Genomic DNA, 22,781 nt, shown 5'->3' with positions numbered 1-22,781 from the left:
CCAGTTGCTGGAGCCGGTGACGGCGACGTTGAGGTTGTAGCGGTCGCTCCACTGCTGACCGGCGGAGAGAGTCGCGGTACAACTGCTGCCCCCGCCCCCGCCCCCTCCGCCGCCGCCTCCTGAACCGGTCCCGCCGACGGTGATGTTGGAGTTGCCGCTGCTCTGGTAGCCCTCCGTCGCCATGATCATGTAGTAGCTGAAGCTGCCCAGGGGCATCCCGGCCCGGGCCCAGGCGTCGAAGTGGTTGCCGGTGGTGATGGTTCCGCCGGTCCTCTTCGACTGCCGGACGCTCCAGTACTGGTCGAAGGTGCGGGTGCCCTCGACGGACGGCGCGTTGTACCGCGTCGTCTTGTAGATGTCGTACGTGCCGCCGTCGCTGGTGACGGTGCCCTTGTACGTTCCCGTGGGCCGGTACGTGCCCCAGTTGTCGACGATGTAGTACTCGACGAGGGGGTTCGACGTCCATCCGTAGAGAGCCAGGTAGGCGTTGCCGGACGGGTTGAAGCTGCCCGAGTAGGTCACGCTCCTGCGTCCGCCGGTGCTCCAGCCCTTGCCCGCGACGAAGTTCCCGGTGTTGCTCCAGGAGGTGCCGTAGTTGCCGCTGGAGCCCAGGTTCATGGAGACGGTGCCCGGTGCGTCGGTCCAGAACGAGTAGTAGTAGCCGTTGTTCGTGCCGGTCTGGTTCGTGGTGATGACCGTGTCGGCGTGGGCCGTGCCGGGCAGGGTCAGCGCGGCCACGGCGACCAGCACGGTGGTGCAGACACCGCCGATGAACAGCCTGAAGCGGCTGAGCGGCCGTAAGCGGGGGCGACTGCGGTTCGTGGTGTGTGCGGGTGTGGTTGTGGGGGCGGGTGTGGGTGTGGGTGTGGGTGCGTCGTTCATGTGCGTGCTTCCTCCTCGTCCTCGTGAGGTCGATGGGAGCCAACAGGCGCGACGGCACACAGTTTTGATATGGCCCTGCCAGCTGTCAATGGTTTCGGCGATGATCCCGAAACATTCGTACATCGAATGACTGGCTGAGGAATGTATATTCCCTGTTCAGTGGCCAGGCGGGGAGGCTTGATGCGACACTGATCGTAAAAGCCGGAGATTTCGAGATCGCCTTTGAGGCTTTCAAATTCCGAATGTTTCGAAGAGTCTCCGATCGTATCGGTGTGCAGGTCTCGTAGACCTCACACTTCGGTGCGCTGTTTCGTCGAACCAGTGAGGGCACATGCGACCAAGGGAGCCGTCCACACCATGACCACCCCATCAGGGCCGGAGACCACCCCGACAGGGCCGGAGACCAGCCCGTCAGGGCCGGAGACCAGCCCGTCAGGGTCAGAGGCCGGTCCGCCCGACCCCGGCCTGAGTGTGATCAAGAACGAGCGCCATCAGCTGATCAGTCTCGCGTACCGACTCCTCGGCTCGGTGGCCGAGGCCGAGGACGTCGTACAGGAGACCTACGCCCGCTGGTACGCCATGACCCCACGACAGCGGGAAGACATCGCGTCCCCCGGCGGTTGGCTGACGACCGTAGCCAGTCGCATCTGCCTCGACCTGCTCGGCTCGGCACGGGCCAGGCGCGAGCGCTACGTGGGCGAATGGATCCCGGAGCCGCTGCCCGACGGCACGGAGTGGATCAGCGGGCGGTGGGGCGGCGCCACCGCCGACCCCGCCGACCGGGTCACCCTCGACGAGTCGATCAACATGGCCTTCCTCGTCGTGCTCGACTCGATGACCCCGGCCGAGCGCGTGGCGTTCGTCCTGCACGACGTCTTCCGCTACTCCTTCGCCGAAGTGGCCGAGATCGTCGGCCGTACCCCGGCGGCATGCCGTCAACTGGCCTCGTCGGCCCGCCGTCGCGTTCACGCCTCGCAGCCCCACGCGACCCCGACGGCCCGACGCGCCGACCTCGTCAGAGCCTTCAAGCAGGCATGGGAGGCCAAGGACATCGACGCCCTCATCGGCCTGCTGGCACCCGACGCCACGGTGACCGGCGACGGCGGCGGACTCGCCCCCGCCTCACTCCGCCCGGTGGAAGGCGCCGAGCAGATCGCACGCTTCCTCGCCGAACGCTCCCCAACGGCCCCCGGCCTGACGGTCCTGGAGACCACGGTCAACGGCCAGCCCGGCCTGACGGCCCAGTTGGACGGCATCACCGTGTCGGTCATGGCGTTCGACGTCGCGGACGACCGGATCACACGCGTCTGGGCCGTAATGAACCCCGACAAACTCCGCCCTTGGACGGCGCCCTGACACCCGCTCCGATCACTCTTCCCGGACGCATCACGACTTCGGACCTGCGGGGCGCCGCGCGCGTTTTCCTGAACGGCCGTGCTGATGCCGGGCCGGGACGGGCCGGGACGGGACGGTGGTCAGCGGCCGGGGACGGCCAGGTCGCCCTCGATGTACTGGGCGCGTCCGAAGCCGAACGACCAGTCCTGAGGGCCGTTCTCGAAGATGCTGACGAAAATGTCCTCGCCGGCGATGCCGAGGGGTTCCAGCTGCTTGGCGATGGCCGCGAAGACCTGTTGTTTGACCTCGGTGGTGCGTCCCGCCTGGGTGAAGATCTGGATCATCACGAGCCGGTCGGTCCGCTCGAAGCCCAGGCCGGCGTCCAAAGCGATGACGTGGTCGGCGTCGTGCTCGGTGATGACCTGGAACCGGTCCCGTTCGGGGATGGCCAGCACGTCCACGATCGCCTGGTGGGCCGCGTCGGCGAGCGCCCTGATTTCTTCCGGACGGCGTCCGCGGATGAGATCGATTCGTACGAAGGGCATGATGCTCATTCCTTGATCGTTGAGGACTGACTTGTCAGAGGCGCCAGCGGTTCAGGGGGCGCACGTAGTAGGGAGGAGCGCCGGCGTCGTGGAAAGCGCGCTCGGCCTCCGGCAGCCCTTCGGGGCAGCGGCCCAGCCGTCGGAGTGGGCCGGAACCACGCTATCCGCGCCCGGTACGGCTGTTGCGATGGCGATGGCGATGGCGATGGCGATGGCGATGGCGATGGCGACGGCGACGGCGGCGTCGCGGCCGGTCAGGGACAGGGGGCGGTCTGGCGGGCCGCCGTCGGACTTCGCGGGCGCCCGCGCGGCACCCGCGCGCAGGGCGGCTACGTCGATGGCCGGGACCGGTCCGTTCAAGCCCAGGAGCCCGCACTGCTGTCTCACGCATGGCGCGCATCCAGCGCACGCAACCCTGCGTTGACCAGCATCCTGACGGCAACGGTCGCGGCGGCGATGGTCAGCGACGTCCACGACGGGACTGCGGCGAGCCGAATCAGTCCCGCCGCCAGGAGGAAGTCGGTCAGCAGAGCGACCGTGGGCTGGACGCGGCGCAGACGGAGGCCGACGCAGGCGGCGGAGAGCAACCCGAGCAGCGTCACCAGCAAGGCCGTCTGATGCAGCACCGCCGTCATGACGGGACCGCCGGACTGGCGGCGAGTGCCTCACCCGGCACCCGCTCGACCTCCTTGCGTTCCTTCTCGATCTCCTTGCCCAGGAAGTAGTTCAGGACGGTGCGGATGGCGGCGATCGCAGCCAGCTGCCCGATCTCCGTGAACGTCGGCGCAATGGCCGTCCGCAGGATGTCCCCGGCCAACTGAAACTCAAGCCCCAGTGTGAGGAACCGCCCCAGAGACAGCCGGATCCGGTTGAACTCCCACCGCGGCTCCCGCACACCGGCCCCGGAAGACCGTCCCCACGGTGCCGCACCTCTCAAGAGCGGCCGGTGTCCTCCTGTCCCCGCGGCTTGTGGAGAGAGCGCGCGGGCTTCTTCGTCCCGGCGGTCGGCTTGACCGCAGGTGACGGAGGATCCCAACGGCGCACGGTCAGCGGTCAGTCGGGGGAGCCGGCGAGTCGTCGGAGTGAGGTGCGGCGGCGTTCCGTCAGATCTTCTCGACTCGCACGGAGTGGCCCGCGAGGAGTTGAGTCATGTCGTCGGTGTGGGACGTGAAGACGGTTGCCTCAGCTCCCTGCCCGGCTTCCCGCCCTGCCACAGCCGCCAGGATGGCGTCGATGGCGTACTTGTGACCATGCAGACCGGCTGCCTTCAGCATGTCGCGCGCCATGGCGATCACCTGGTCGTCCGTGTGTACGACGCGGATCCGGCACAGTGTCCAGTTCCACAGCGCCTGCTTCGACGTCTCGCGAGGGTCCCATGCTTCCAAGGTCGTGAGCGCCGACGTGACGATCGGGATGTCGAGCCGCGGAGCCGTTTTGATCAGCGCGGCCATCTCCCGATCGCCGTGAACCGCCTTGGAAAGGGCCTCGGAGTCGAACACGAAGACGCGCTGTCGCGGCCGGTGCAGTTTCGCTCGGACGGTGCGGCTCACGCGGCCTCGTCTGAATGCGAGTGCTGCTCGTCGTGCCAGCCGTCAATCGCGGCGATACGGTCCAGCGCTTCTTGCTGCTCGTCGTCCGTCACGGCGCCGTGCTCTTCTTCGAGGCGTTCAGCCAGCTCGCGCAGTCGGTCCATGGCGTCCTGATGAGCGGCGGCGGCCGCAATGTAACTGGACACCCCGCGCGCATCGACGCGTTCCCTGATCGATTCCACCAGCTCTTCCGGCACGGTGATAGTGATCTTCCGAGTTGCCATACTTTAAGTATGACATGTCTTGTGTGCTGTGGACGGCGCCTCGGCTGCCGCTTCACGCTTTGCCCGGGAAGGCCGGAGCCAGGGCGTGAGGGGCGTAGAGGCCTTGCGGTGCGCGTGGGTACCTGGCGATCCGCCCGCTCACGCAAACGGCCCCGGACGAGGAGTCCGAGGCCGAATAGAACCCCTCCCTGGGGGAGAAATCCCAGGTCAGAGCGGTAACGCGTTGTGCCCCCGGCAGGATTCGAACCTGCGACACCCGCTTTAGGAGTTCGATCCGGGCCCGCTCCGGCCGCGGTCGGCGACTGGGGCGGCGGCCGGACAGAGTCGCTGGTGTGCGCCCCCGTCCGGTGCCGTTGATGTCAGCCGTGGATGTCAGAAACCTTCTGATCCGTAGGATCGGGCAGGCTGGTGACCAGGGCCGCCATACTTGTCTGGACTGATCGTTGGTGGCTGCGATCAAGGGCTTGCGTGTGGCGACATTGCCGTCATCCCGATCCGAGTCAGCTGGCCCCCTCAGCTGCAGCCTGCGCGTCACCGCCGCATATCCGGTGTGCGTTGACACGCCTCAGGTTCGCACTGCGGCCGACTCTCGTGTCGGGTAAATTATGCCATGTACGTCCTGGTGGATCGGTAATACCCAGCTATCTACGGTGACGGACATGCCTAATACGGAACGGGTCTCCGCCTGGTCCGCCCTCGCCAGTGCTGCTATCGCATTAATGGCCGCCGTCGCATCCACTGTTTCGGCTCTTTTTGGCGTGAATGCATCGAGAGACCTAGCGGACACACAGCGGCAAGACGCAGCGCGCACCGAGATATCCCAGTACGTGGTACAGATGAGCGAATTCGACCGCACCGGCGGATCTGCGCGTCGCAATGAGATCGTCACGTTGGCTAGACAAGTGGATAGCCTCATCAACCAATATGGCCAACGTGAACTACACCTGAGCGCCTCGACTTACCGACTCATAGGTCTGTTCCTGACGCTTTCAACGACCGACCTTGAGCTTGCCGAGAGAATGGCCCGTAAAGCATTGGATCTGGCTGCTCACCTGGAACCCGATTCCGCTGGCGGCATGCATATGGCAGACCCCCTGGAAGCACTTCAGGCACACAGGGTACGTGCTGACGTCGCGGCACAAAATCTCGACTTTCCCAAAATGACGAGAGAGTACAAAGCATCGCTCAAGATATCAGAAACCGAAGGCGGAAGAAATCGCTACATCCGCATAGAAGCGCAGCATTTCACGCGCGCTTACTGGGCCTTGAGTGCGATGCAACTGGTCGACGCCCTAGGAAAGCCGACAGCTCAACAGTGCAACGAAGTGCGATATCGAACAGATTGGGCTAAAGCCGACTTTGAAGCCCTGGGTAAAAATCCTGAGATCGTTCGACGTGCAAATAGAATTGCAAAAGATAAATGCGGCACATGGGTTGATCTTGATCGACTCAAGCAATGGTGAACCCTAAGGTGAATCTACCCCCTGTGAGCTTTTTCCTGTGCCTCACAGTGCACCTTCGCTCGACTGAGGGGTTGAGATATTCTCCTCAACTGACCGATGGAAAGAGTTGATTCCCGCTTGGGGTCACAGGCCCAGGAAGCAGTGACCATCTCGTCAACCTGATGCGAAATCGGCTGAGCCTGCCTCACCTGCTCAACCTGTCTGAGATCCTGGAGTCCGATCGAGAGGGGCCGCAGGTATGGAGTGGAAGACCCACGGTGAGCGTCAGATCTACACCAACAAGTGGGTGAACCTGTGCTTGGTGGACGTCCAGCAGCCTGACGGGCGCAGGTGGGAGTACCACGTCGTTCGCCTCCGGCATCTGGCCGTGGCTGCCGTGGTCAACGACCGGCAAGAGGTGCTGATGATGTGGCGGCATCGCTTCATCACCGACTCCTGGGCCTGGGAGCTGCCCATGGGCCTGGTTGAGGAGGGCGAGTCTCCCGAGGAAGCTGCGGCCCGTGAGGTGTTGGAAGAGACCGGCTGGCGGCCTGGGCCCATCAAACCGCTGATCTACGCCGAGCCGGCCAACGGCATCACCGACTCGCAGCACCACGTCTTCCGCGCAGATGGCGCAACCTACGTCGGGGCGCCCACGGAGAAGAACGAGTCCGACCGGATCGAGTGGATTCCCCTCAGTGAGGTGCGCGGGATGATAGATCGCCGCGAGGTTGTCAGTAGTGGGTCTCTCGTCGGGCTTCTCTACCTGCTTACGGATGAGGCGATCCGCTGACCGGTGGGAGGACCGCCCGTAGCCGTGCTTCGAAGGCCAGGGCTACGGGCTCCTGCCTGTGGGGGGCCAACTGGTCGTAGAACTCCCTGAGGTGGCCTGAGACTCGCTCGGATGCCACTGCCGACGCGGATTCCAGGGCCTGGGTGGCGGTGCTGCACGCCTGGTCCAGCTTGCCTTGGTCCAGCTGCGTGCGTGCGAGCCAGAACGCGTGAAACGCTCGGCCGCGCTGGTTGGTGCGAGCCTCTCGGCGCAAAGCGTCCGCGATCAAGGGCTCGGCTGTCGCTGCCTCGCCCAGTCGGCCGTGGGCAATACCCGTGTCGACTATGAGCTTCGGCTCGTCGAAGTAGCTCACCCAAGACGGGTCCGGGTCGCTTGCCTGGATCTGCTCGAACTGGCGGTGTGCCTCGGCGAGCGCCCGGTGAGTCGACGTCTGGCTGCCGAGCGTGGCGTGGGCGAAGGCTTCCCGCATGGACAGCATCGACAGCACTCGTGGGGTCGTGCCGAGTGCCGAGCGCGCCTGGTCCTGGGCGGCCGTGACGAGTGCCAGGGAATCCGCGGGCTTGTCTTGGTAGGTCGCCTGCAAGCTCATGCAGGCAAGCACGTTGGCCATGAACTGGCGGTCGTCGATCTCCTTCGCCAGCTGTAAGGCCTCGGTGAAGTAGGCGCGGGCCTGGTTGTACTGGCGGGCGTCGAAGTAGGTCCACCCGGTGAGGCGGGCAAGCTCAGCGGCGATTCCATACAGGCCGTGTTGGATGGACGGCGGGCGGTTCTCCTTCAGTAGTCCGACCACGTAGCGGAGCTGGCCTACGACGGCCGGCCTCAGTGCCTCGCCTCCGTGCTGGTCGTCCCGGCGCCAGTAGTCCTCGATGGAGGACCGGAAGGCTTCGAGCGTGGCCGCGCTGAAATTGGTCCTGGTGGCCAACGCCAAAATGCTGTCCACGTCCGGGCCCGGCAAGGACGCGGGTGCCTGCTTCTGCGGCTCCGGTACCTGCGGTGTCTCGCGCTCGGTGACCACAAGGGCCTGCGGCGTTTCCCAGGGACGGCGGGCAAGCCCGAGCATGCCGCCGGGGATCCGCAAGCCGTCCGAGATGCGCTCGATCACGTCCATGTGGAGCAACTGGCGTCGACCGGCGATCACTTCGCCTACTCGACTCGGAGTCAGCTCGCATCGCCGCGCGATCATCGACGGATAGATGCCCGCCCTGGTCTTCACCAGCCGGAAGACTCTGGCGAAGTCCCGCACCCGACACGCATTGATCATCTCAGGATCGGTGAGCAGCCGGGCAGGCAGTTCCTGCGGCCGGTCGGCGTCGGGCACTGGGCAAGCTCCCACACTGCGAGGGCTACGCAACGTCGCGGATTCTCTACTTCCCGCGATATTACCCAAGTTGGGTAATCAGCCTGACCTTTTGGCAGGGGTGCCCGGATCGCGATGCTCGTGGGCATGGCGAGCAATCAGCAGACCAGGCCAGGCATCGGCGAACTGGCGAAGGACAGTGCCAGCGGACGCATCGGCGTCGTCATGGGGGAGATCGGCGGTCGCGTGCAGATACGGCCAGTCCGTGGTGGCAGGGAGTGGGATGCCATGCCGGGCAACGTCGTCGCGCTCAGTGCTCGGGAAGAGCTGAGCGCACGGCTGGCCGTGCGGAACGGCAACAGCCGGATCCCGCTGTGATGCGCGCCGTCGGCCGGTATGCCGGGGTCCTGTTCATCATCTGCATCGGCGTTCGTGCGGTCTGGTGATCAGCGGGGCCTCGGGATTGGCCAGTAGACCGGCCGCCCTGGACGGGTGCTGATCGCCCGGCTCCCCGTCCCCGTTCGGGGCCGGCCTCCAAGCCCGTTTCCCGATCGCCTCCGAGCCGAGCTCGACGATCAGGACGGGTCGTACGTGTCCTGCACCACCTCACTTGAGGAGATTGCACATGACGTCAACGGCGAACGATCTGAAGACCGGTCGCGTGGTGGCTGGTGACGAGTTGTTCGAGAGCCTGGCCCGCTTCGTGGTCGTCCACGACGGGCAGTCCCCCGAGCGTGCTGAGCGGATCGCGGATCAGGCGGTGGCGTTCCTGGTCACGGCGGCCACTGCCACCGTTCCCATGGTCCCGTCCGGCGACGTCGACCTCGGCCTCCACGCGCTCATCCTGCACACGAAGGAATACGCCGGACTGTGCGAGCAGTACGCGGGCCGCTTCCTGCACCACAACCCGAAGCCGGGTGGCGGGGCCCGTGACCCGGAGAAGGTCGCGGCCTCGGCCCGTGCCATGAAGGCGGCCGGGTTCGTGGTCTTCGACGACCTGTGGACCGTGGACGGCACCAACCTCGCGCAGTGCGACTCGGACTGCGGCCGACCGTACGGTCAGGCGTAGCACACGACAACGGCGACGCGGCCGGCCTCGACTCGTGGTCGGCCGCGCTCGCCCGGAGGGAGAAGAGACCTTGTCCGGCCCAACCCCTGAACTGCCGATCGTGGTGCTCGACGCGCTGATGCCCACGACGCAGCGCGTGGTCATCAACCGTCGGGGCTCCACGGTCTGGGAGGTGGAGAGCCACCGGGGCCACCTCGCCGTGAAGCTCGGCTATCCAATCGAGGCCACGGCCGAGTGGCCCGCCCAACCCTGGACCGCCCTCGCGCCCGCACGTGAGGGCGCCGTCCTGCATCGCCTCGGCCTCGATGAGATCGCGTACGGCGAATGGGAGCACGGCACGTGGAATTTCCAGCCGTGGCACCAAGGGCCAGATCTCTACAAGCTGTGGGATCCGTGCCGTAAGCAGGGCTCGTCCATCAGACCGCGCACCAGCGTGGCGCTGGGATGCGCGGAAGCCCTGGCCGATCTCCACGTGCGGGGCTGGGCGCATGGTGACGTGCAGCCCGCCCACTTCATCATCGGGCCGGAACGAACACACCTCATCGACCTCGCCCTGGCCCGGGGCGGACAGGTGCCCAAGGGATACGACTTCCCGTTCCGCGGCTGCCTCGTCCACTACGAAGCACCCGAGATCGCGCGCAGCGTGCTCGACACAGGGGAAGCCGAGCCGACGCAGGAAGCCGACATCTACGCACTTGGGGCCTCGCTGCTCATCTCCGCCACGGGCTGGAGGGCTGTCGAGTACCCGGACGACGCACCGCGCCCCGTGCAGCGGGAGGCGGTGGCCAACGGTCGGCGCCGCCCTGTGAAGGTGCCCGGTGAGCTGGGCGAACTGGTCGACGCGATGCTCAGCCACGCTCCGGGGGATCGGCCCTCCATCTACGAGGTGATCAAAGCCCTGATCTGATCCCGAAGCCCCAACTCGTCTCGCGTCACGTGCGCGGAAGCCGACGACACAAGACCGGACCACCCCTCGGCCTGGACAGCATTCCGGGTGGTCCGGTCGTGGAAGCCCTGATCAGGACCCCGGTGCCGATGGTACCGGGGTGGTCGGCGTGCTCGGATTTTGGTGCGGTTACAACCCCCTCTCGACTGTTGTTGAGTTGGAGAGGAGAGCGGTTGAAGGCCATTGGCTGGGAGCAGAGTTCTGACCTGTGCCACCGAAAGTCAGCCACGGCGGCGGGTGCGCCGAACGGGCACCCGTCACGTGTGTCTCCAGCAACCCCGTACCGGCATCAGCCACGCTTCCCGGTTTCGAAACGGCGGCCATCCGGACGGCGGGGTCGTGGTCGCTCGGGCTCCGCCTGGACCTGGTCGTGGTTCTGGTGCTCGGGCTGGGCGAGTCGCTTCCCGGCCTGGCTGTCTGCCTCGTCGGTGGTGCGCGCTGAGTGGCCGGGGGCCGGCGCAGCGGTGGCGGAGACAGGGAGCGGCGGCGGCCCCCGGCCGCCAGCGCGCGCGGACCGCCGCAGGCGGGCCGCCTTGATCCAGTAAAGAGATGTCAGAGGCCTATCACCTCCGAAATTTCGGAGGTGATAGGCCTCTGAGCTGGTGCCCCCGGCAGGATTCGAACCTGCGACACCCGCTTTAGGAGAGCGGTGCTCTATCCCCTGAGCTACGAAGGCGGGGGCTTGTGGGAAACCTTGGAGAAAACCCAGCGAGTGGATCTTCGGCCTCGGTGTACAAGCCCGCTGGTCAGTGGGGGTCTGCCGGTGTTCGCGACGGTTTCCCGGGCGGACATCTTGCGTGACTTGGCCGCTGACGTGAACAGCGTAGCGGATTGGGGTGGAGCGTTGGTGTGGAGTACCGGGGCGAAGCTGCGGTGAGGCAGGTGACCTGCACCGGTCTGGCTGCTCAGTCGTCGCGCCGCCGTCGACACCACGCTTGGCGGACTGCCCGTACCGGCCGGCGCCGAGCTGTCGTGCAGCCCATTCCTGACTGAACCGGGACGCCCGCTACTTCGGCGCCCCCCGACAGCTTCGAGCCGGACCGGTGGCTCACCATGTCGACCACTTCGCGCAAGGGCGCCGCAAGGGTGCCTACCTGCCTTTCGGTGCCGGGGACCGCAAGTGCATCGGTGACGTGTTCGCCCTCACCGAGGCCCAGGTCATCGTGGCTCAGTACGGGACGCGCGTGGGGCGGGTGCCCGGGGCGCGGTGGCGGTCGCCGGCGGGATCCGGCTCGCGACGCCCTCGATGAAGGTGTTGAGCCCGTACGCGAACCGTTCCGCCGGGTCGGTGTTCATGAGGGAGCCGAAGGCCTCCGCGTACTGGGGCGACAGCGCGTTCGCGAGCTGGTTCTCACCGCTCTGCCACTCCTCATCCGGCGCGTGGGTCTGGTTCTGTTCGTCGATGGTGTGGCCGAGTACGTAGTAGTAGAGGGAGAAGGCCAGGGATCCGGCCTGGGCGGGGGGCAGGCCCGCGCCGCAGAGGACGTCGACGACGAGACTCCCGGCGGCGATCGAGTTGACGCCGGTGGCATGGGTACCGCTGACCAGGCGCGCTCCGTCCCGGTGCGCCAGCATGGCCGTCCGGAACCGCTGGCCCAGGACATAGATCTGATCGCGCCAGGGAGCCTCGGGCAAGGGGGCCCCGACCCCCTCGGTGAGCTTGTTGGCCATCGCCTCCAGCAGGGCCGCCTTGTTCGGGAAGTGCCGGTAGAGGGCTCCTCCGTGCACGTTGAGCGCAGCGCCGAGCTTGCGCATGGTCAGTCCGTCGAGCCCTTCGGTGTCGAGAAACTTCAGGGCCCCTTCGACCACGTCGGCCTTTCGCAGCAGCATGCGTCGCTCCATCGTTGACAACCCCCGAATCATATAGCTAGCGTAAACGCTGTTCACGGTAAACACCGTTCACGGTAAACACCGTTCACGGTGAACGCCGTTCACCAGGAGGCGCAATGTCTGCATCCTTAGAGTCACCACCCGCCCCCGCGGTCCTGCGGCCGAATCTGCCGCTCGGCGTCGTGGTGGCCATCTCGTGCGTGGCGCTCTTCATGGTGGTGCTCGACACCACGATCGTCACGCTGGCGCTGCCGCAGATGCGCGACGGACTGGACATGTCGGTCAGCCAGCAGCAGTGGGTCGTCACCGGCTATCTGGTCACTCTCGGCGGTCTGTTGCTGCTGGCCGCCAGGGCGGGCGACCTGTTCGGCCACAAGCGGGTGTTCCTGTTCGGCATGATCGTCTTCACCGCCGCCAGCCTCACGGGCGGCCTGGCGACCGACCCGACCATGCTGATCGTGTCCCGGTTCATCCAGGGCGTCGGCGCCGCCTCGCTCACGCCCACCAGCCTGAGCCTCATCACCACGAGTCACACCGACGAGACCCAGCGGCAGCGCGCCCTGGCCCTGTGGAGCATCACCATCGCGTTCGCCGGCACGGCCGGCGTACTCCTCGGCGGCGTGCTCACCAGCGAGCTGAACTGGCGGTGGGTGCTCTTCATCAACATCCCCCCCGGCATCGCGCTGTTCGCCGCGGCACTCTGGTGCCTCCTCCCCGCCCGGGTCGGCAGCAAGCCGGTCCGGCTCGATCTTCCCGGCAGCCTCTGCGTGACGCTGGGCATCGGGGCGCTCACCTACGGGCTCTCGCAGGCGTCGGCCGACGGGTGGGGGTCCTCCAACGTCCTCATCGCCCTCGGCGCGGCGGCGGTCCTCATCGCGGGCTTCGTGGCCGTGCAGCTGACCAGCTCCCAGCCGCTCATCCCCCGGGCGCTGCTCCGACTGCGCACTCTGCTGCTCGGCAACCTGATCATGCTCATGCTGGGAGTGGTCCTCAACGCGTCCTTCTTCTTCATCTCCCTGTACCTGCAGCAGGCCATCGGCTACAGCGCCCTGCGAGCCGGTATGGCCATGGTTCCGGTGACCCTCATCGTCATCGTCGGCGGCTTCGTCTCCCGCAAGCTCGTCCTCGTCCTCGGCCCCCGGAACCTGATCATCATGGGTGGGCTCGTGGTCGCGGCCGGCATGGCCTGGCTGGCCGCGGTGCCCGCCCGTCCCCCGGTCTTCCTGACCCATATCCTCGGGCCGACCCTGATCGTCGGCATCGGCCTGGGCTTCCTGCTCCTGTCGATCACGCTCACCGGCACCTCCGACGTCGATCCCGAGGACGCCGGCGCGGCCTCCGGGCTGCTCAACACCTCCCGCCAGGTCGGCGGAGCCGTCGGCCTCGCCGTGCTGACCACGATCGCCGCCACCGCGACCACCGACGCGGCCGGCGACTCCGATCCCGTCGAGGCGCTCGTGCACGGGTACAGCGTCGCCTTCCTGATCTGTGCGGGCGTCATGGTGGTCGTCTCCCTGATCGCGCTGGCCCTGCCGAACATCAAGGCGCCCAGGCCGGAGGCCGAAGCGAAGGCCGGCGAAGTCGGCGAGGGACGGTCGGCGAACGCCACGTCATGAACCGGATCTCACGCGTCGACGACGGTCCCGCCCGGCAGGGCGGGCAAGCCGGGCGCCGCACCGTCGACACCCGGGCGGGGGCCGGTCCTGACCTCCCGGTTGGTGACGGAGAGCGGCCCCAGCCCCGCCAGGGCATCGAGCACCTGGGGCATCAGCGCCCCGGGGGCCGACCGGGCGGGAACCACGCCGATCGCGTTCACACCGGTCAGCCAGGCGGCCGTGAGATCACCTGCGGCCGCCAGGCGGCGGACGGCCCGGCCGCCCGCGGCGGCTTCCGCCTCCAGATGACCGGCGTCCGGATCGTCGGCGGCCCCCAGGACCAGCGTGAGGTCGACGGCCTCGGCCACCGAGCGGACGGCCGCCGCCCGGTCGGTGGCGGCGTAGCAGAGCGCGTCGTAGTGCTGCCCGCGCACACGGGGGTAGCGCTCGCGCAGAGCAGTGATCATCCCGGCCGCGTCATCGACCGAGATCCCGGTCTGCACCACGAGGGAAAGCCTCTCCGGATCGACCCCGAACCGCTGAAGATCGGACGCCTGTGCGGCATCCCGCATCGTCAGCACCGACTCCGGGGCCTGCGACACCGACACACATTCCCCCGCGGTGTCGCGGGCCCCGGTCATCAGCACCACCGTGTCGCCACGGTGGGCATAGGCCTCGACGTCGCGATGGGCCAGAGCGGCCAGCGGGCAGGTCGTGTCCACCACCCCGAGCCCGCGTGCGGCGGCCTCCGCCCGCACCGGCAGGGGTACGCCGTGCGGCGGGAACACCACCACTCCGCTGTCCGGTGCGGCGTCCAGATCGTCCGCGAACGCGACACCGGCCTCGGTGAGCCGCGCGATCCGGTCAACCGCGGCGACCGGCCGGCCGTACACGTACACCGGCACGTCCCGCCGCGCCTCGCGGGCCGCCCGGAGGGTGGCCTCGACACCCGCCCGGGCACCCGCGCAGTCGGGTTCGGGCGCCGCCACCAGCAGACGGCGCGACCGCAACAGCCCGGCCCACTGCGCGACGACCTCCGTGCATATGTCCACGGCCGCGCGATCATCCGCGTGCGCGGCCGCGCCCAGGCCGACGGCCCGGCCGTCCAGCTCCAGGTAGGAGACCATCACGAGCACCGCGTCGCCGGCGCCGGAGGCTTCTGCTGTCGCGTCCATCGGATGGAGCCGGATCCGCCGTCCGCCGGGATCGGGTTCGCCGCGTCCCAGCGCCGCGGCGAGCAGCGGAGCCGCGGGCGAGCCGACCGTTCCCCGCTCGGGGTGCGTTGTTCCGGTGGCCACCACGATCTCCCCCGGCCGGACCCCGCTGACGGAGAAGCGCTCCACCCGCATCGTTCGATTCACGGTCATTCACCTCGGATGGCTGAATTGGATGTCGTCGGCACTGTCGGCACTTACGAGGCCACCGTCTCCGGAGTCCAGGCGATGGCGGTGCGGACCAGCAACTGCTCGACGGCGCGGTGGGTGCGCTGCGGATGAAGCCGGGATCGCAGGGCGTTCATCGCGGTGGTGGCGCGCCCGCACGTCAGGAACGTCGAGTCGTCGAGAAAGGCGTGCCAGACGGTGACGGCCTGGTCGAGATCGCCCTGATCCAGATGCAGCCCGGCAAGCCGGGCGTGGCCGAGGGCGCGCGAGCGGCGCTCCCGCTGCGGCCGGTGGCGGACGGCTTCGGTGAGCGTGGCGATCGCTCCCTTACGGTCACCGAGCAGCGCTCGCACGGCCGCCTCCTGGTTCGCCAGCGACGCGGGGTGGTACCGGCCCATGGCGCCGCCGCCGTCCGCCGCCGTCCGGGAGCACGCCTGGTCCAGACGCCGTTCCGCGGCCGAGATCGCGGTCAGCGCGTGGTGCCGGTTCCCCGCGGCGGCGGCGGCCACCGCGACCTGGCCCAGGAAGAACGCCTGGCCGGCCGGTCCGGTGGCGGTCCTGCTGATCGTCGCCGCGGACTCGGCGAGGTCGACGGCGTGCTGACGGTGCCCCAGACTCTGCGCCTGAACCGACAGGCCCCGCAGTGTGACGGCGTAGCCGGCCGGGTCGTTGTTCTCGCCGGCCAGCCGCAGAGCGGCCCGGTAGTACTGCTGGCCCAGCCCGTGGCACCCGTCGTCGAAGCACATGAACGCGGCCAGATAGGTGAGCTGCGTGGCGGCCGTGAAGAACCTGCGCCGCAGCGCCGGAGTCCCGGCGGCATGAAGCCTGGGAGCGATGTCGAAGGCCAGATAGCAGGACAGTTCCGCGCGGGCGTGGCCGCCGCCGAAGGAGTCGTCGAGGTCGGAGAAGAGCCGTACCATCTGCTCGGCCGTGGCCACCTGCCCCGGCTCCAGCCGCTGCGCGCACGACGGGTCCGGCCATGGCGGCAGCCCGGGCGGACCGGCCGCGGCCTGCGCCCACCCGGGCACGTCGAGAGCGGCGACGCGGTAGGCGGTGGCGGACAGCATCCGACGACGGCTCTCGCTGGACTGCGCCAGGCCGGTCAGCACCGAACCGACGTCCCGGGGCGGGGCATCGGCGTCCGGCGGCCGGTCGACAGCGGCGCGGGAGCGAGGTCTCGGCTCCCACTCCTCCCCGACGGCCGGACCGGTGGCCGGCCTGGCGAGCCCCAGATCGGCGAGGCCGACCGGACGGCGCAGCCCGCGCGAGATCGCCTCGGCGATCAGCTCGGGCACCGGCGAACGGGGGCGCCGGCCGGCCAGCCAGTGCGTCACCGACCGCCGGTCCAGCCGCATCACCACACCGGACTCGGCGGCCACCGCGTTGACCTGCCGGGCGAAAAAGTCCTCGGTCCAGCCCGCCTCGGCCAACAGTCCCCGTAACAGCCTGTTCGGCACCTTAGGCTTCGTCATGACGCGTACCAGCTCCCCCACGATCGCCACGCATTCCCCGAGCCTTCTGTCGGCCTTTCTGTCGGCCAAATGGGATTCTATCAATCCGATTGATCAGGAAATAGTGACGATTGCACCTGTGCTCGTGAGTTGTGGAGAACTCACCCGGGCGAAATGGCCACGGCGAGCGATAGATCCTCGTCGGAGTTGATCCACACGGTTACCGGAATTCCGCGGTAGGACGCGGTCAAAGCGCCGTCAGCCGGGCGCAGTTCGATCTGCCAGAACAGGAAATCGCCCAGAGACCCGATGCCGGACAGCGCTTTGAAAGCCGCTTCCTTGGCCGCGAACAATTCACGCGGCGTGTATTTTCCGGCCGACGGCAGCAGTGTCAGCCTCTCCTGCCCCCTCAGGACGAACGCGGTCGCGCGAGGGCTGATGACCGCGCTCTCGATGTCCACGCCGACCGCCGCCGCGCCGGGGACCACCACCGCGACCGCCAGGTGGTCGGTGTGGGAGATGGATCCGGCGAATCCGCGCGGGAAGCGCGGCCGGCCGCCGGGATCACGGGGGACGATCCGATCGGCCGCCCCGGCCGCCGCCAGCGCCGCCGAGGCCGCCCGGCGGCCCGCCGTGAACTGCTGACGCGGCCCGAACGGCCGGTGTACCGGCCGCCATCGGGCCCATACGCCCGCCGCAGCCGCGCCGGCGGGAACCTCCAGCCCCGCCGCTTCGTACGCCTCGGTCAACGCAGCGACACGACGTGGTCGGCCAGCGACTCGATCGAGCGGAGCGCCTCGGGCCGGACGTCCTCGTCCCATTCGAAGCCGAACGCGTCCTCCATCGCCACCAGCAGGCTGACCAGCGCGGTGGAGGACATGCCCGCCTGACGGAGGGACACGGTGTCCGACACATTGCCGACCAAGCGGTCGTTGCCGAACACATCGACGAGCAGCGCCCGGATGCGCTGCCGGACCTCGAGTGTCCCGTCAGACACGCGATTCCACGTCCTTGACGAATTCGAGGACGATCGACTGGAAGGCCCCGGCGTCGTCGAAGAAGGGCTGGTGCCCGGCCTTGGGGATGATCCGGCAGGTGCCGTCCTGGAACTGGTCGGCCAGCTCCTGGGCGCCCGTCGGGCTCAGCAGGATGTCGTCGTCGCCCACGACGACCAGCGTGGGTGCGGCGATACGCGGCGGCAGGTCGGGGCTGTGCGTGTCGTTCGCGGCGCTCTTGAAGCTCCGGGCCAGCTCCTCCGGGTCGGAGACCGCCATGAAGGCCTCCCGCAGCCCCAGGAAGCCCGGGGTGCCGAGCGCCTCGTTCATCTCCGAGCTGAACATCTCGGGGTAGAGGTGGTCGAACACGGCCGCGAGACCGTGGCTCTCCAGCGTCCGCAGCCAGTTCCGCTGCAACTGCTTCTGGCGGCGCATGCCCTGGGGGCCGAAGACCGGGCCCGACAGCACCAGGCCCTTGACGCGGTCCGGGTGCCACAGCGCCATGTCCCGGGCGAAGACCGTGGTGGTGGACGAGCCGATCAGATAGGTCGACTCGATCTCCAGCGCGTCGAGCATCGCGATCAGATCGGTCGCGTGCTCCTCCCAGGTCGGCTCCTTCTCGACCCGCGAGGAGGCCCCGTGATTGGCCAGGTCGTAGACCAGGACGCGGTGGTGCTGGGCCAGTTCCTCGGTGAACCCGCGCCAGATCGGCGCGGTCGCGACGAGATTGGGGAGCGGGGTGATGACGGTGCCTTCACCGCGGGACTCGCAGTAGAGCTCAACGCCCTCCCTGGTGCGAATTCGCGGCGCGTCGTCACGGTATGACAGATCCAGCCGGGACATGTTCTCGACGATTGACATGGAATCTCTATCCTGTTCCTGTTTCGAAGGTCTCGACACCTCGAAGGATGCGAGCGAAGTCGGCGACGATCTCGGCCGCCGGCTGTCCGCCGGAAATGGCGCCGCAGGACAGCCCGCAATACATCGCCATTTCCTCGATCCGGCCGCTGGTCGCCTCCGTCGGCGCCGCGGCGCTGAACCGCGGTATCAGATACGACTTTCCCTCGACCACCGTCCGGCCGATGAATTTCCTGGCCTGTTTCGCGTCGCGGGTGGCGGACGTCTCCAGCACACGGTGACGCCTGCCGGGCCACCCGATCTCGTAGACGTCGGAGATCACCGTGTCGGTCTCGTCGGCGGTGCTCACCGCTCCCTTGAAGTAGGAGTGGGCCCGCGACTCGTGCGCGACGACGAAGGCGGTGCCGAGCAAAACGCCGTCGGCGCCCGCGGACAGGGCCCTGGCGGCCTCGGCCGGTGATCCGATGCCGCCAGAGGCGACGATGCAGGCCTCCGGCAGCTCCTCGCGCAACGCGGTGACCAGGGCGTCCCGGCTCGCCTCGCCCAGGAGATGGCCGCCCGCCTCGATACCCTGCGCCACCACCACGGAGCCGTGTCCGGCGGCCCGCACACCGTCCTGCACGGTCCCGACCTGGACGACGAGGCGCCGTCCCGCCGCGTTGATCCGATCGAACACGGCGTCGTCCGGCATGCCGAAGAAGGACAGGTACACATGCCGGGGCGTCTCGTCGAGCACCTGCGTGATCTGCCGGTCCAGCTCTTGTGGCCCGACCACCTCCGGAATGAGGTTCACGCCGACGGGCCGGCCGGTCCCCGCGGTCAGCCGGGCGAGCGCGGCCGACAGCCCGTCGCCGACCAGTTTGTAGCCGCCCACGCAGCCCGCCGCGCCGGCGTTGGACACCGCGCACGCCAGTTCCGGCCCCGCGACACCTCCCATGCCCGACTGGAGCAGGCCCACTTCGATGCCGAGCACCCCGGCCAGCGTGTTCCGCATCAGCCCAGACGCTCCACCGCGGACACGGCGGCCTCGGCGCTGCCGAACCGCTCCGTCAGGGCGTGCACCCAGCGCTCCAGGCCGAAGGCGAGACAGCTGGTGTGCGCCAGGTCGTCGCCGGCCCGGATCGAGCACCGTTCGCCGAAGAAGTTCCGGTGGTAGTTCACCGAGCCGATCGCCAGCCCGTCGACGACGAACTCCTCCTTCACCGGGAACAGACGCTGCATCTTGGCCTTGCCGCCGTTCTTGTCGAAGAACGGATCGGTGGCGACCTCCAGATGGACGTCCAGCCCGAGCTCGGCGCACAGGGTCGTCACGGCGTCCTTGGCACGGAGCAGATGCTGCTTGGCCCCGTCCTCGGGTCCGATGAAGACGATCTCCCGCATGGAGAAGCCGAGGAGCCGCTGCAGACCGTCGTAGTGGTCCTCGTTGCGGAAGCAGGTTCCGAGCGTGGTCCGCAGCGTCCCGTCCGGGGGCAGCTCGGAGCCGGCCAGATCGAGGTAGATCGCATAGCACGCGGCCGACGGCAGCGCGAAGCCGGTCGGCTCCATCACCTCGGCCGGAATCCGGTCCAACGGCCGGGGCGCTTCGGCCAGCAGGGCCCCGAGGCGCTTCGGATCCAGCCGGGTGGCCGCCAGTCCCAGATGGGGGAAGTTGTCGAAGTAGTCGAAGGTGTCGAGGTCCTTGCTCCCGATCAGGAACGGGAACCGGTACTCCGGTGCCTCCCAGGTGCGGGCCAGGCGCAGGAACGCCGTGTCGATCGCCCGCAACAACCGCAGCTGGCCGCCGTCGAGTACTTTCAGGCCGTTGTCGGTCGTCGTTGTCATTGCACTGCCTTCTGCTTGAAGAATCGGGCTTCGATCGCATCGAGGCTGCGGAAGTCGTCGAGGTCCAGATCTTCCGGATCGATCAACTCGCCGGTCAGCTCCTCCAGCAGGAAGATGAAGTCGACGAAGGCCAGGGAGTTGATGGCCCGGCTGTCGATCAGATCCATCTGGGGGGTCAGCAGGCCGATCGTCGGGTTGCGCTCCAGAATGAAGGCCCGGACGTCCTGCATCGGATCGGCCGTCATACGATCAGTTCCTTTCCGGCGCCCGCCCTGGTCAGGAACTTCCTGGTCCGCTTCAGGATCTGATCGTGCGCCAGCAGCCGGGCGGGGTGCTCCAGCGCGCGCCGCCGCAGCGCCAGCCCGTCCGGGATGCCCGCGTCGCGGTAGGCGGCGGGGTTGTAGAGGGTGCCGATGCTGTACTGGAGATAGCTCTCCAGGTACGCGGCGACCGCCGGCACCTCCGCCGGGTCGCGCTTGGCCACCTGGCCCAGCAGATCGGTGAAGATCATCCGGCCGAAGGCGACGTGCCTGCTCTCGTCCTGGTGATGCACGCGGTTGATCTCGCGGGCGATGTGCGGCAGGGCCTCGTCGGTCGCCATGTGCGCGTTGAAGTAGTCGACGATCTCCTCGAAGATCAGGATGCGCGCGAAGATGATCGCCTCACGGGCCACCGGCGAGAGGTGGGACACGGAATCGGCCCGCAACGTCGGCTGCGCCGGGTACAGCTTGCCGCCGTACCGCAGGCAGAACCGGGCGAAGAACCACATGTGCTCGTTCTCTTCGCCGATGAAGTGGTGCAGAAACTCCGAGACGTCCGCATAGGCCCGCTCGTGGATGCGCATCACCACTTCGCTCATCAATTCACGGATGCCGTGAATGTTGAGGCTGAAGAAGTTGATCGCTTCGTACTTGGTCAGCTCCAATTGCTGATCACGGGTGAGCTCGTCCCACATCGGCGTGCCCGCCAGCGTGGTCAGATCCTCACTCATCCACGGCTTTTCGGGCTCGATCTTCTCGGGCCAGTCGAAAATCGTGTACGGATTGTAGTAGCTGGATTCGGCCATTTGCTCGAGCCGATCCAGGTCGAGTGAGATCGGCTCAATGTCTCGTACGGCCATATGTTCTCATCTTCCCCGTAGAGTGACGCGAGCTTCCGTATTCAACGCACTGCCTGGATATCCGTATGAACCTGGATCGGCAGCTGCGAACCGCAGTCGTGATAGCCGAAGGGCGCATTCCCGGATGCCGTGGACGGAATCACCTTGTTGTAGATCGACCCGAGGCACAGCTCCTGGAACTGCTCGGTGTCCGGCGAGAGTCGGGCGGCCAGCTGGGCCTTGGCGATGTCGACGGTCTTGACCGCACCGTCGTCGTCCTCGACCTCGACGCACGCGTGCGGCAGGTCGAGGGCCCCACCGAGCACACCGCAGAACCAGCCCCGCTTCGCCTCGGCCCGGTACCCGGCCGCGCGAAAGCTCTCGGCCAGGTGCAGACTGGCCGCGATGCAGCTCGTGGCGCCCATGGCGTGCACCTGATCCGGGTGCGCCTGCATGGGTACGGGGATCATCTGCCAGCGGTAGCCGGCGTTCAGGTACTCGCCGGTCAGCCGCCGCAGCACGGGCGAGACCACCGGGGTCCGGGCGCCGGTCGTCGTCACCGTCGCCGCGTACTGCGCCGACCCCCGGCTCACCGACGGCTTCGTCACACCGGCGAGGCTCCCGCCGAACCGGAGGACGCACGGCTCCTCCAGACGCCAGGGAGCCTCTTCCGGGCAGTCGGTGCATTCCAGCGCGACCCGGAAGTCCCATTCCTTGGGGCGCAGGAGATCGTCCACCGGCCGCCGGGCGAACCGGAAGAGCAGACGGAAAGTCAGCTCCGGCTGCGTCCTCCCACTGTTCGAGTACATGCCGAGGTTGTACAGATCGTTGGCGTCGAAACAGCGCGCCCCGGATCGCCGCTCGAACGGAAGCCCCGCGTCGATGAGCCTGTCGATCTCTTCCGGCTCGCAGCGCAGCATTTCCTGAGCCACGGATTCCGGTTGGTCCCTGCTGGAATACTCGGCGGGCACGAACTCGATGGAGTTCGCCACCTTCTCCCAGGCGACACTTTCGGTTGCAGCTTTACGCGACACAGTCAATCTCCCGAACAGAACGACCGCGCCGACGGCTCGGCGCCCGTCATCAAAGAAGCGAGGTCACGGTGAATCTGCGGACAGCCCGACAGTAACGGCCGGGCGATCCCGCACGACAGGTCGGTTCTCCACGGACCCCTATGAATTTCACATGGGCGATCATGGATCGTGCGGGCCCGGCCGCCCGGGGCCACACCTTGCCGACGTTTCGAGGATCACAAAGGAAGAAAGGGCAATGGGCCACAGGACTTTCCGGGCCGCCGGACGCCCCCGGCATACGGAGGAGCCGCCACGGGGCGGACGCGCCGAGGGGGTACGGGACCACCCGACGGCTCCCCGCCGGACGCGGGAGCCGCCACGAAACGCGTATCCCCAGGCCAGAACGACTGCGACGGGAAGGGGGTCAGCGAGGGGCGGCCGTCCCCGCTCGGCGCCTGCCTCGCAGGCCCCGGGCCAACGGCCGGAGGCAATCCGCGGCGCCGCCGAGCGCACGGCGGACTCGGCACCCGTCCACACCGGCCGGACAGGGCCCCGGGCGAGGGGGTCGCCGGATCTCCGGCGCACTGCTCACGCCGCTCGCGGTCGTGTCCCCCG

At 67.9% G+C, this 22,781-nt stretch carries 26 protein-coding genes, 1 tRNA gene and 1 pseudogene; 8 read left to right on the top strand and 20 right to left on the bottom strand.

What is annotated here, in order from left to right; genetic code table 11:
• A partial coding sequence (locus ACIBAF_RS11645) for a glycoside hydrolase family 11 protein (RefSeq protein ID WP_399462993.1) occupies nt 1-882 on the bottom strand: 882 nt, incomplete at its 3' end.
• Nucleotides 883-1,239: 357 nt separating this feature from the next.
• On the opposite strand from ACIBAF_RS11645, the gene sigJ reads away from it, so the two are divergent.
• Nucleotides 1,240-2,238, top strand: a complete 999-nt coding sequence (gene sigJ / locus ACIBAF_RS11640; RefSeq protein WP_399462992.1) for an RNA polymerase sigma factor SigJ — start codon at nt 1,240-1,242, stop codon at nt 2,236-2,238.
• Nucleotides 2,239-2,357: 119 nt separating this feature from the next.
• Here the strand turns inward: sigJ and ACIBAF_RS11635 are convergent, their stop codons facing one another.
• From ACIBAF_RS11635 to ACIBAF_RS11610, 6 genes and pseudogenes are all read right to left on the bottom strand, one after another.
• A complete protein-coding gene (locus tag ACIBAF_RS11635; RefSeq protein WP_399462991.1) occupies nt 2,358-2,762 on the bottom strand; it encodes a tautomerase family protein in 405 nt (134 codons plus the stop codon).
• 51 nt (nt 2,763-2,813) lie between these two features.
• Entirely contained in the window at nt 2,814-3,122 is a 309-nt protein-coding gene (locus tag ACIBAF_RS11630) for a hypothetical protein (protein ID WP_399462990.1), read from the bottom strand.
• A 23-nt stretch (nt 3,123-3,145) separates the two neighbouring features.
• The gene (locus ACIBAF_RS11625; RefSeq protein ID WP_399462989.1) at nt 3,146-3,397 is read right to left on the bottom strand and encodes a hypothetical protein; all 252 of its coding nucleotides are present in this window, start codon (nt 3,395-3,397) and stop codon (nt 3,146-3,148) included.
• Nucleotides 3,394-3,636 (bottom strand): annotated as a pseudogene (locus ACIBAF_RS11620) (DUF1622 domain-containing protein); the annotation flags it as partial. The pseudogene ACIBAF_RS11620 and the gene ACIBAF_RS11625, both read right to left, overlap by 4 nt.
• A gap of 229 nt (nt 3,637-3,865) precedes the next feature.
• The gene (locus tag ACIBAF_RS11615; RefSeq protein WP_399462988.1) at nt 3,866-4,261 is read right to left on the bottom strand and encodes a hypothetical protein; all 396 of its coding nucleotides are present in this window, start codon (nt 4,259-4,261) and stop codon (nt 3,866-3,868) included.
• Between the two features lie 47 nt (nt 4,262-4,308).
• Entirely contained in the window at nt 4,309-4,575 is a 267-nt protein-coding gene (locus ACIBAF_RS11610) for a hypothetical protein (RefSeq protein ID WP_399462987.1), read from the bottom strand.
• 659 nt (nt 4,576-5,234) lie between these two features.
• Here ACIBAF_RS11610 and ACIBAF_RS11605 point away from each other — a divergent pair.
• Nucleotides 5,235-6,038, top strand: coding sequence for a hypothetical protein (locus ACIBAF_RS11605; protein ID WP_399462986.1), 804 nt, complete (start codon nt 5,235-5,237; stop codon nt 6,036-6,038).
• A 238-nt stretch (nt 6,039-6,276) separates the two neighbouring features.
• On the top strand, nt 6,277-6,810 hold the full coding sequence (locus ACIBAF_RS11600; RefSeq protein ID WP_399462985.1) for an NUDIX hydrolase: 534 nt from the start codon (nt 6,277-6,279) through the stop codon (nt 6,808-6,810).
• Here the strand turns inward: ACIBAF_RS11600 and ACIBAF_RS11595 are convergent.
• The gene (locus ACIBAF_RS11595; protein WP_399462984.1) at nt 6,788-8,128 is read right to left on the bottom strand and encodes a hypothetical protein; all 1,341 of its coding nucleotides are present in this window, start codon (nt 8,126-8,128) and stop codon (nt 6,788-6,790) included. The two genes, ACIBAF_RS11600 and ACIBAF_RS11595, sit on opposite strands and share 23 nt — an antisense overlap.
• Nucleotides 8,129-8,254: 126 nt before the next feature.
• Here ACIBAF_RS11595 and ACIBAF_RS11590 point away from each other — a divergent pair, with 126 nt between their 5' ends.
• From ACIBAF_RS11590 to ACIBAF_RS11580, 3 genes are all read left to right on the top strand, one after another.
• Nucleotides 8,255-8,485, top strand: coding sequence for a hypothetical protein (locus ACIBAF_RS11590; RefSeq protein WP_399462983.1), 231 nt, complete (start codon nt 8,255-8,257; stop codon nt 8,483-8,485).
• Between the two features lie 247 nt (nt 8,486-8,732).
• Entirely contained in the window at nt 8,733-9,176 is a 444-nt protein-coding gene (locus tag ACIBAF_RS11585; protein ID WP_399462982.1) for a hypothetical protein, read from the top strand.
• A 70-nt stretch (nt 9,177-9,246) separates the two neighbouring features.
• Entirely contained in the window at nt 9,247-10,083 is an 837-nt protein-coding gene (locus ACIBAF_RS11580; protein ID WP_399462981.1) for a protein kinase, read from the top strand.
• Nucleotides 10,084-10,722: 639 nt separating this feature from the next.
• Here the strand turns inward: ACIBAF_RS11580 and ACIBAF_RS11575 are convergent.
• Nucleotides 10,723-10,798 (bottom strand) — tRNA-Arg (locus ACIBAF_RS11575).
• Nucleotides 10,799-11,165: 367 nt separating this feature from the next.
• Here ACIBAF_RS11575 and ACIBAF_RS11570 point away from each other — a divergent pair.
• Complete coding sequence (locus ACIBAF_RS11570) at nt 11,166-11,372, top strand: cytochrome P450 (protein ID WP_399462980.1); 207 nt, start codon at nt 11,166-11,168, stop codon at nt 11,370-11,372.
• Here the strand turns inward: ACIBAF_RS11570 and ACIBAF_RS11565 are convergent.
• Complete coding sequence (locus ACIBAF_RS11565; RefSeq protein ID WP_399462979.1) at nt 11,281-11,952, bottom strand: TetR/AcrR family transcriptional regulator; 672 nt, start codon at nt 11,950-11,952, stop codon at nt 11,281-11,283. The genes ACIBAF_RS11570 and ACIBAF_RS11565 overlap by 92 nt on opposite strands.
• A gap of 116 nt (nt 11,953-12,068) precedes the next feature.
• Between ACIBAF_RS11565 and ACIBAF_RS11560 the strand changes: the two genes are divergently transcribed.
• Nucleotides 12,069-13,568 carry a DHA2 family efflux MFS transporter permease subunit gene (locus tag ACIBAF_RS11560; protein WP_399462978.1) on the top strand — a complete coding sequence of 500 codons (1,500 nt, stop codon included), beginning with the start codon at nt 12,069-12,071 and terminating at the stop codon, nt 13,566-13,568.
• Between the two features lie 8 nt (nt 13,569-13,576).
• Here ACIBAF_RS11560 and ACIBAF_RS11555 read toward each other — a convergent pair whose 3' ends face one another.
• From ACIBAF_RS11555 to ACIBAF_RS11510, 10 genes are all read right to left on the bottom strand, one after another.
• Nucleotides 13,577-14,908 (bottom strand): hypothetical protein, encoded by a 1,332-nt coding sequence (locus ACIBAF_RS11555; RefSeq protein WP_399462977.1) that lies wholly within the window; start codon nt 14,906-14,908, stop codon nt 13,577-13,579.
• A gap of 50 nt (nt 14,909-14,958) precedes the next feature.
• A complete protein-coding gene (locus tag ACIBAF_RS11550) occupies nt 14,959-16,401 on the bottom strand; it encodes a hypothetical protein (RefSeq protein ID WP_399462976.1) in 1,443 nt (480 codons plus the stop codon).
• A 140-nt stretch (nt 16,402-16,541) separates the two neighbouring features.
• Nucleotides 16,542-17,129 carry a 4'-phosphopantetheinyl transferase superfamily protein gene (locus ACIBAF_RS11545; protein WP_399462975.1) on the bottom strand — a complete coding sequence of 196 codons (588 nt, stop codon included), beginning with the start codon at nt 17,127-17,129 and terminating at the stop codon, nt 16,542-16,544.
• Complete coding sequence (locus ACIBAF_RS11540; RefSeq protein WP_399462974.1) at nt 17,126-17,377, bottom strand: phosphopantetheine-binding protein; 252 nt, start codon at nt 17,375-17,377, stop codon at nt 17,126-17,128. Before ACIBAF_RS11540 ends, ACIBAF_RS11545 begins: the two co-directional genes overlap by 4 nt.
• On the bottom strand, nt 17,370-18,236 hold the full coding sequence (locus ACIBAF_RS11535; RefSeq protein ID WP_399462973.1) for an alpha/beta fold hydrolase: 867 nt from the start codon (nt 18,234-18,236) through the stop codon (nt 17,370-17,372). Before ACIBAF_RS11535 ends, ACIBAF_RS11540 begins: the two co-directional genes overlap by 8 nt.
• Before the next feature lie 7 nt (nt 18,237-18,243).
• Nucleotides 18,244-19,227 (bottom strand): NAD(P)H-dependent flavin oxidoreductase, encoded by a 984-nt coding sequence (locus tag ACIBAF_RS11530; RefSeq protein WP_399462972.1) that lies wholly within the window; start codon nt 19,225-19,227, stop codon nt 18,244-18,246.
• Nucleotides 19,227-20,054: a hypothetical protein gene (locus tag ACIBAF_RS11525; RefSeq protein WP_399462971.1), complete on the bottom strand. Its 828-nt coding sequence runs from the start codon at nt 20,052-20,054 to the stop codon at nt 19,227-19,229. Before ACIBAF_RS11525 ends, ACIBAF_RS11530 begins: the two co-directional genes overlap by 1 nt.
• Complete coding sequence (locus tag ACIBAF_RS11520) at nt 20,051-20,299, bottom strand: acyl carrier protein (RefSeq protein WP_399462970.1); 249 nt, start codon at nt 20,297-20,299, stop codon at nt 20,051-20,053. The genes ACIBAF_RS11525 and ACIBAF_RS11520 overlap by 4 nt, the downstream gene beginning before the upstream one ends.
• Nucleotides 20,296-21,174 (bottom strand): diiron oxygenase, encoded by an 879-nt coding sequence (locus tag ACIBAF_RS11515; RefSeq protein ID WP_399462969.1) that lies wholly within the window; start codon nt 21,172-21,174, stop codon nt 20,296-20,298. Before ACIBAF_RS11515 ends, ACIBAF_RS11520 begins: the two co-directional genes overlap by 4 nt.
• A 41-nt stretch (nt 21,175-21,215) precedes the next feature.
• The gene (locus tag ACIBAF_RS11510) at nt 21,216-22,145 is read right to left on the bottom strand and encodes a hypothetical protein (protein ID WP_399462968.1); all 930 of its coding nucleotides are present in this window, start codon (nt 22,143-22,145) and stop codon (nt 21,216-21,218) included.
• Nucleotides 22,146-22,781 lie beyond the last annotated feature (636 nt).

Source organism: Streptomyces sp. NPDC051677, from assembly GCF_044453465.1.
Classification (GTDB): domain Bacteria; phylum Actinomycetota; class Actinomycetes; order Streptomycetales; family Streptomycetaceae; genus Streptomyces.
Note: the sequence above shows the minus strand (reverse complement) of the source record. Positions and strands in the feature narration are given on the sequence as shown.

Bases quoted from the DNA above. Each gene is read 5' to 3' on its own strand.
- sigJ (WP_399462992.1), top strand. From the start codon at position 1,240: ATGACCACCCCATCAGGGCCGGAGACCACCCCGACAGGGCCGGAGACC.
- ACIBAF_RS11635 (WP_399462991.1), bottom strand. From the start codon at position 2,762: ATGCCCTTCGTACGAATCGATCTCATCCGCGGACGCCGTCCGGAAGAA.
- ACIBAF_RS11625 (WP_399462989.1), bottom strand. From the start codon at position 3,397: ATGACGGCGGTGCTGCATCAGACGGCCTTGCTGGTGACGCTGCTCGGG.
- ACIBAF_RS11610 (WP_399462987.1), bottom strand. From the start codon at position 4,575: ATGGCAACTCGGAAGATCACTATCACCGTGCCGGAAGAGCTGGTGGAA.
- ACIBAF_RS11605 (WP_399462986.1), top strand. From the start codon at position 5,235: ATGCCTAATACGGAACGGGTCTCCGCCTGGTCCGCCCTCGCCAGTGCT.
- ACIBAF_RS11600 (WP_399462985.1), top strand. From the start codon at position 6,277: ATGGAGTGGAAGACCCACGGTGAGCGTCAGATCTACACCAACAAGTGG.
- ACIBAF_RS11590 (WP_399462983.1), top strand. From the start codon at position 8,255: ATGGCGAGCAATCAGCAGACCAGGCCAGGCATCGGCGAACTGGCGAAG.
- ACIBAF_RS11585 (WP_399462982.1), top strand. From the start codon at position 8,733: ATGACGTCAACGGCGAACGATCTGAAGACCGGTCGCGTGGTGGCTGGT.
- ACIBAF_RS11565 (WP_399462979.1), bottom strand. From the start codon at position 11,952: ATGCTGCTGCGAAAGGCCGACGTGGTCGAAGGGGCCCTGAAGTTTCTC.
- ACIBAF_RS11560 (WP_399462978.1), top strand. From the start codon at position 12,069: ATGTCTGCATCCTTAGAGTCACCACCCGCCCCCGCGGTCCTGCGGCCG.
- ACIBAF_RS11550 (WP_399462976.1), bottom strand. From the start codon at position 16,401: ATGACGAAGCCTAAGGTGCCGAACAGGCTGTTACGGGGACTGTTGGCC.
- ACIBAF_RS11535 (WP_399462973.1), bottom strand. From the start codon at position 18,236: ATGTCAATCGTCGAGAACATGTCCCGGCTGGATCTGTCATACCGTGAC.
- ACIBAF_RS11530 (WP_399462972.1), bottom strand. From the start codon at position 19,227: ATGCGGAACACGCTGGCCGGGGTGCTCGGCATCGAAGTGGGCCTGCTC.
- ACIBAF_RS11525 (WP_399462971.1), bottom strand. From the start codon at position 20,054: ATGACAACGACGACCGACAACGGCCTGAAAGTACTCGACGGCGGCCAG.
- ACIBAF_RS11520 (WP_399462970.1), bottom strand. From the start codon at position 20,299: ATGACGGCCGATCCGATGCAGGACGTCCGGGCCTTCATTCTGGAGCGC.
- ACIBAF_RS11515 (WP_399462969.1), bottom strand. From the start codon at position 21,174: ATGGCCGTACGAGACATTGAGCCGATCTCACTCGACCTGGATCGGCTC.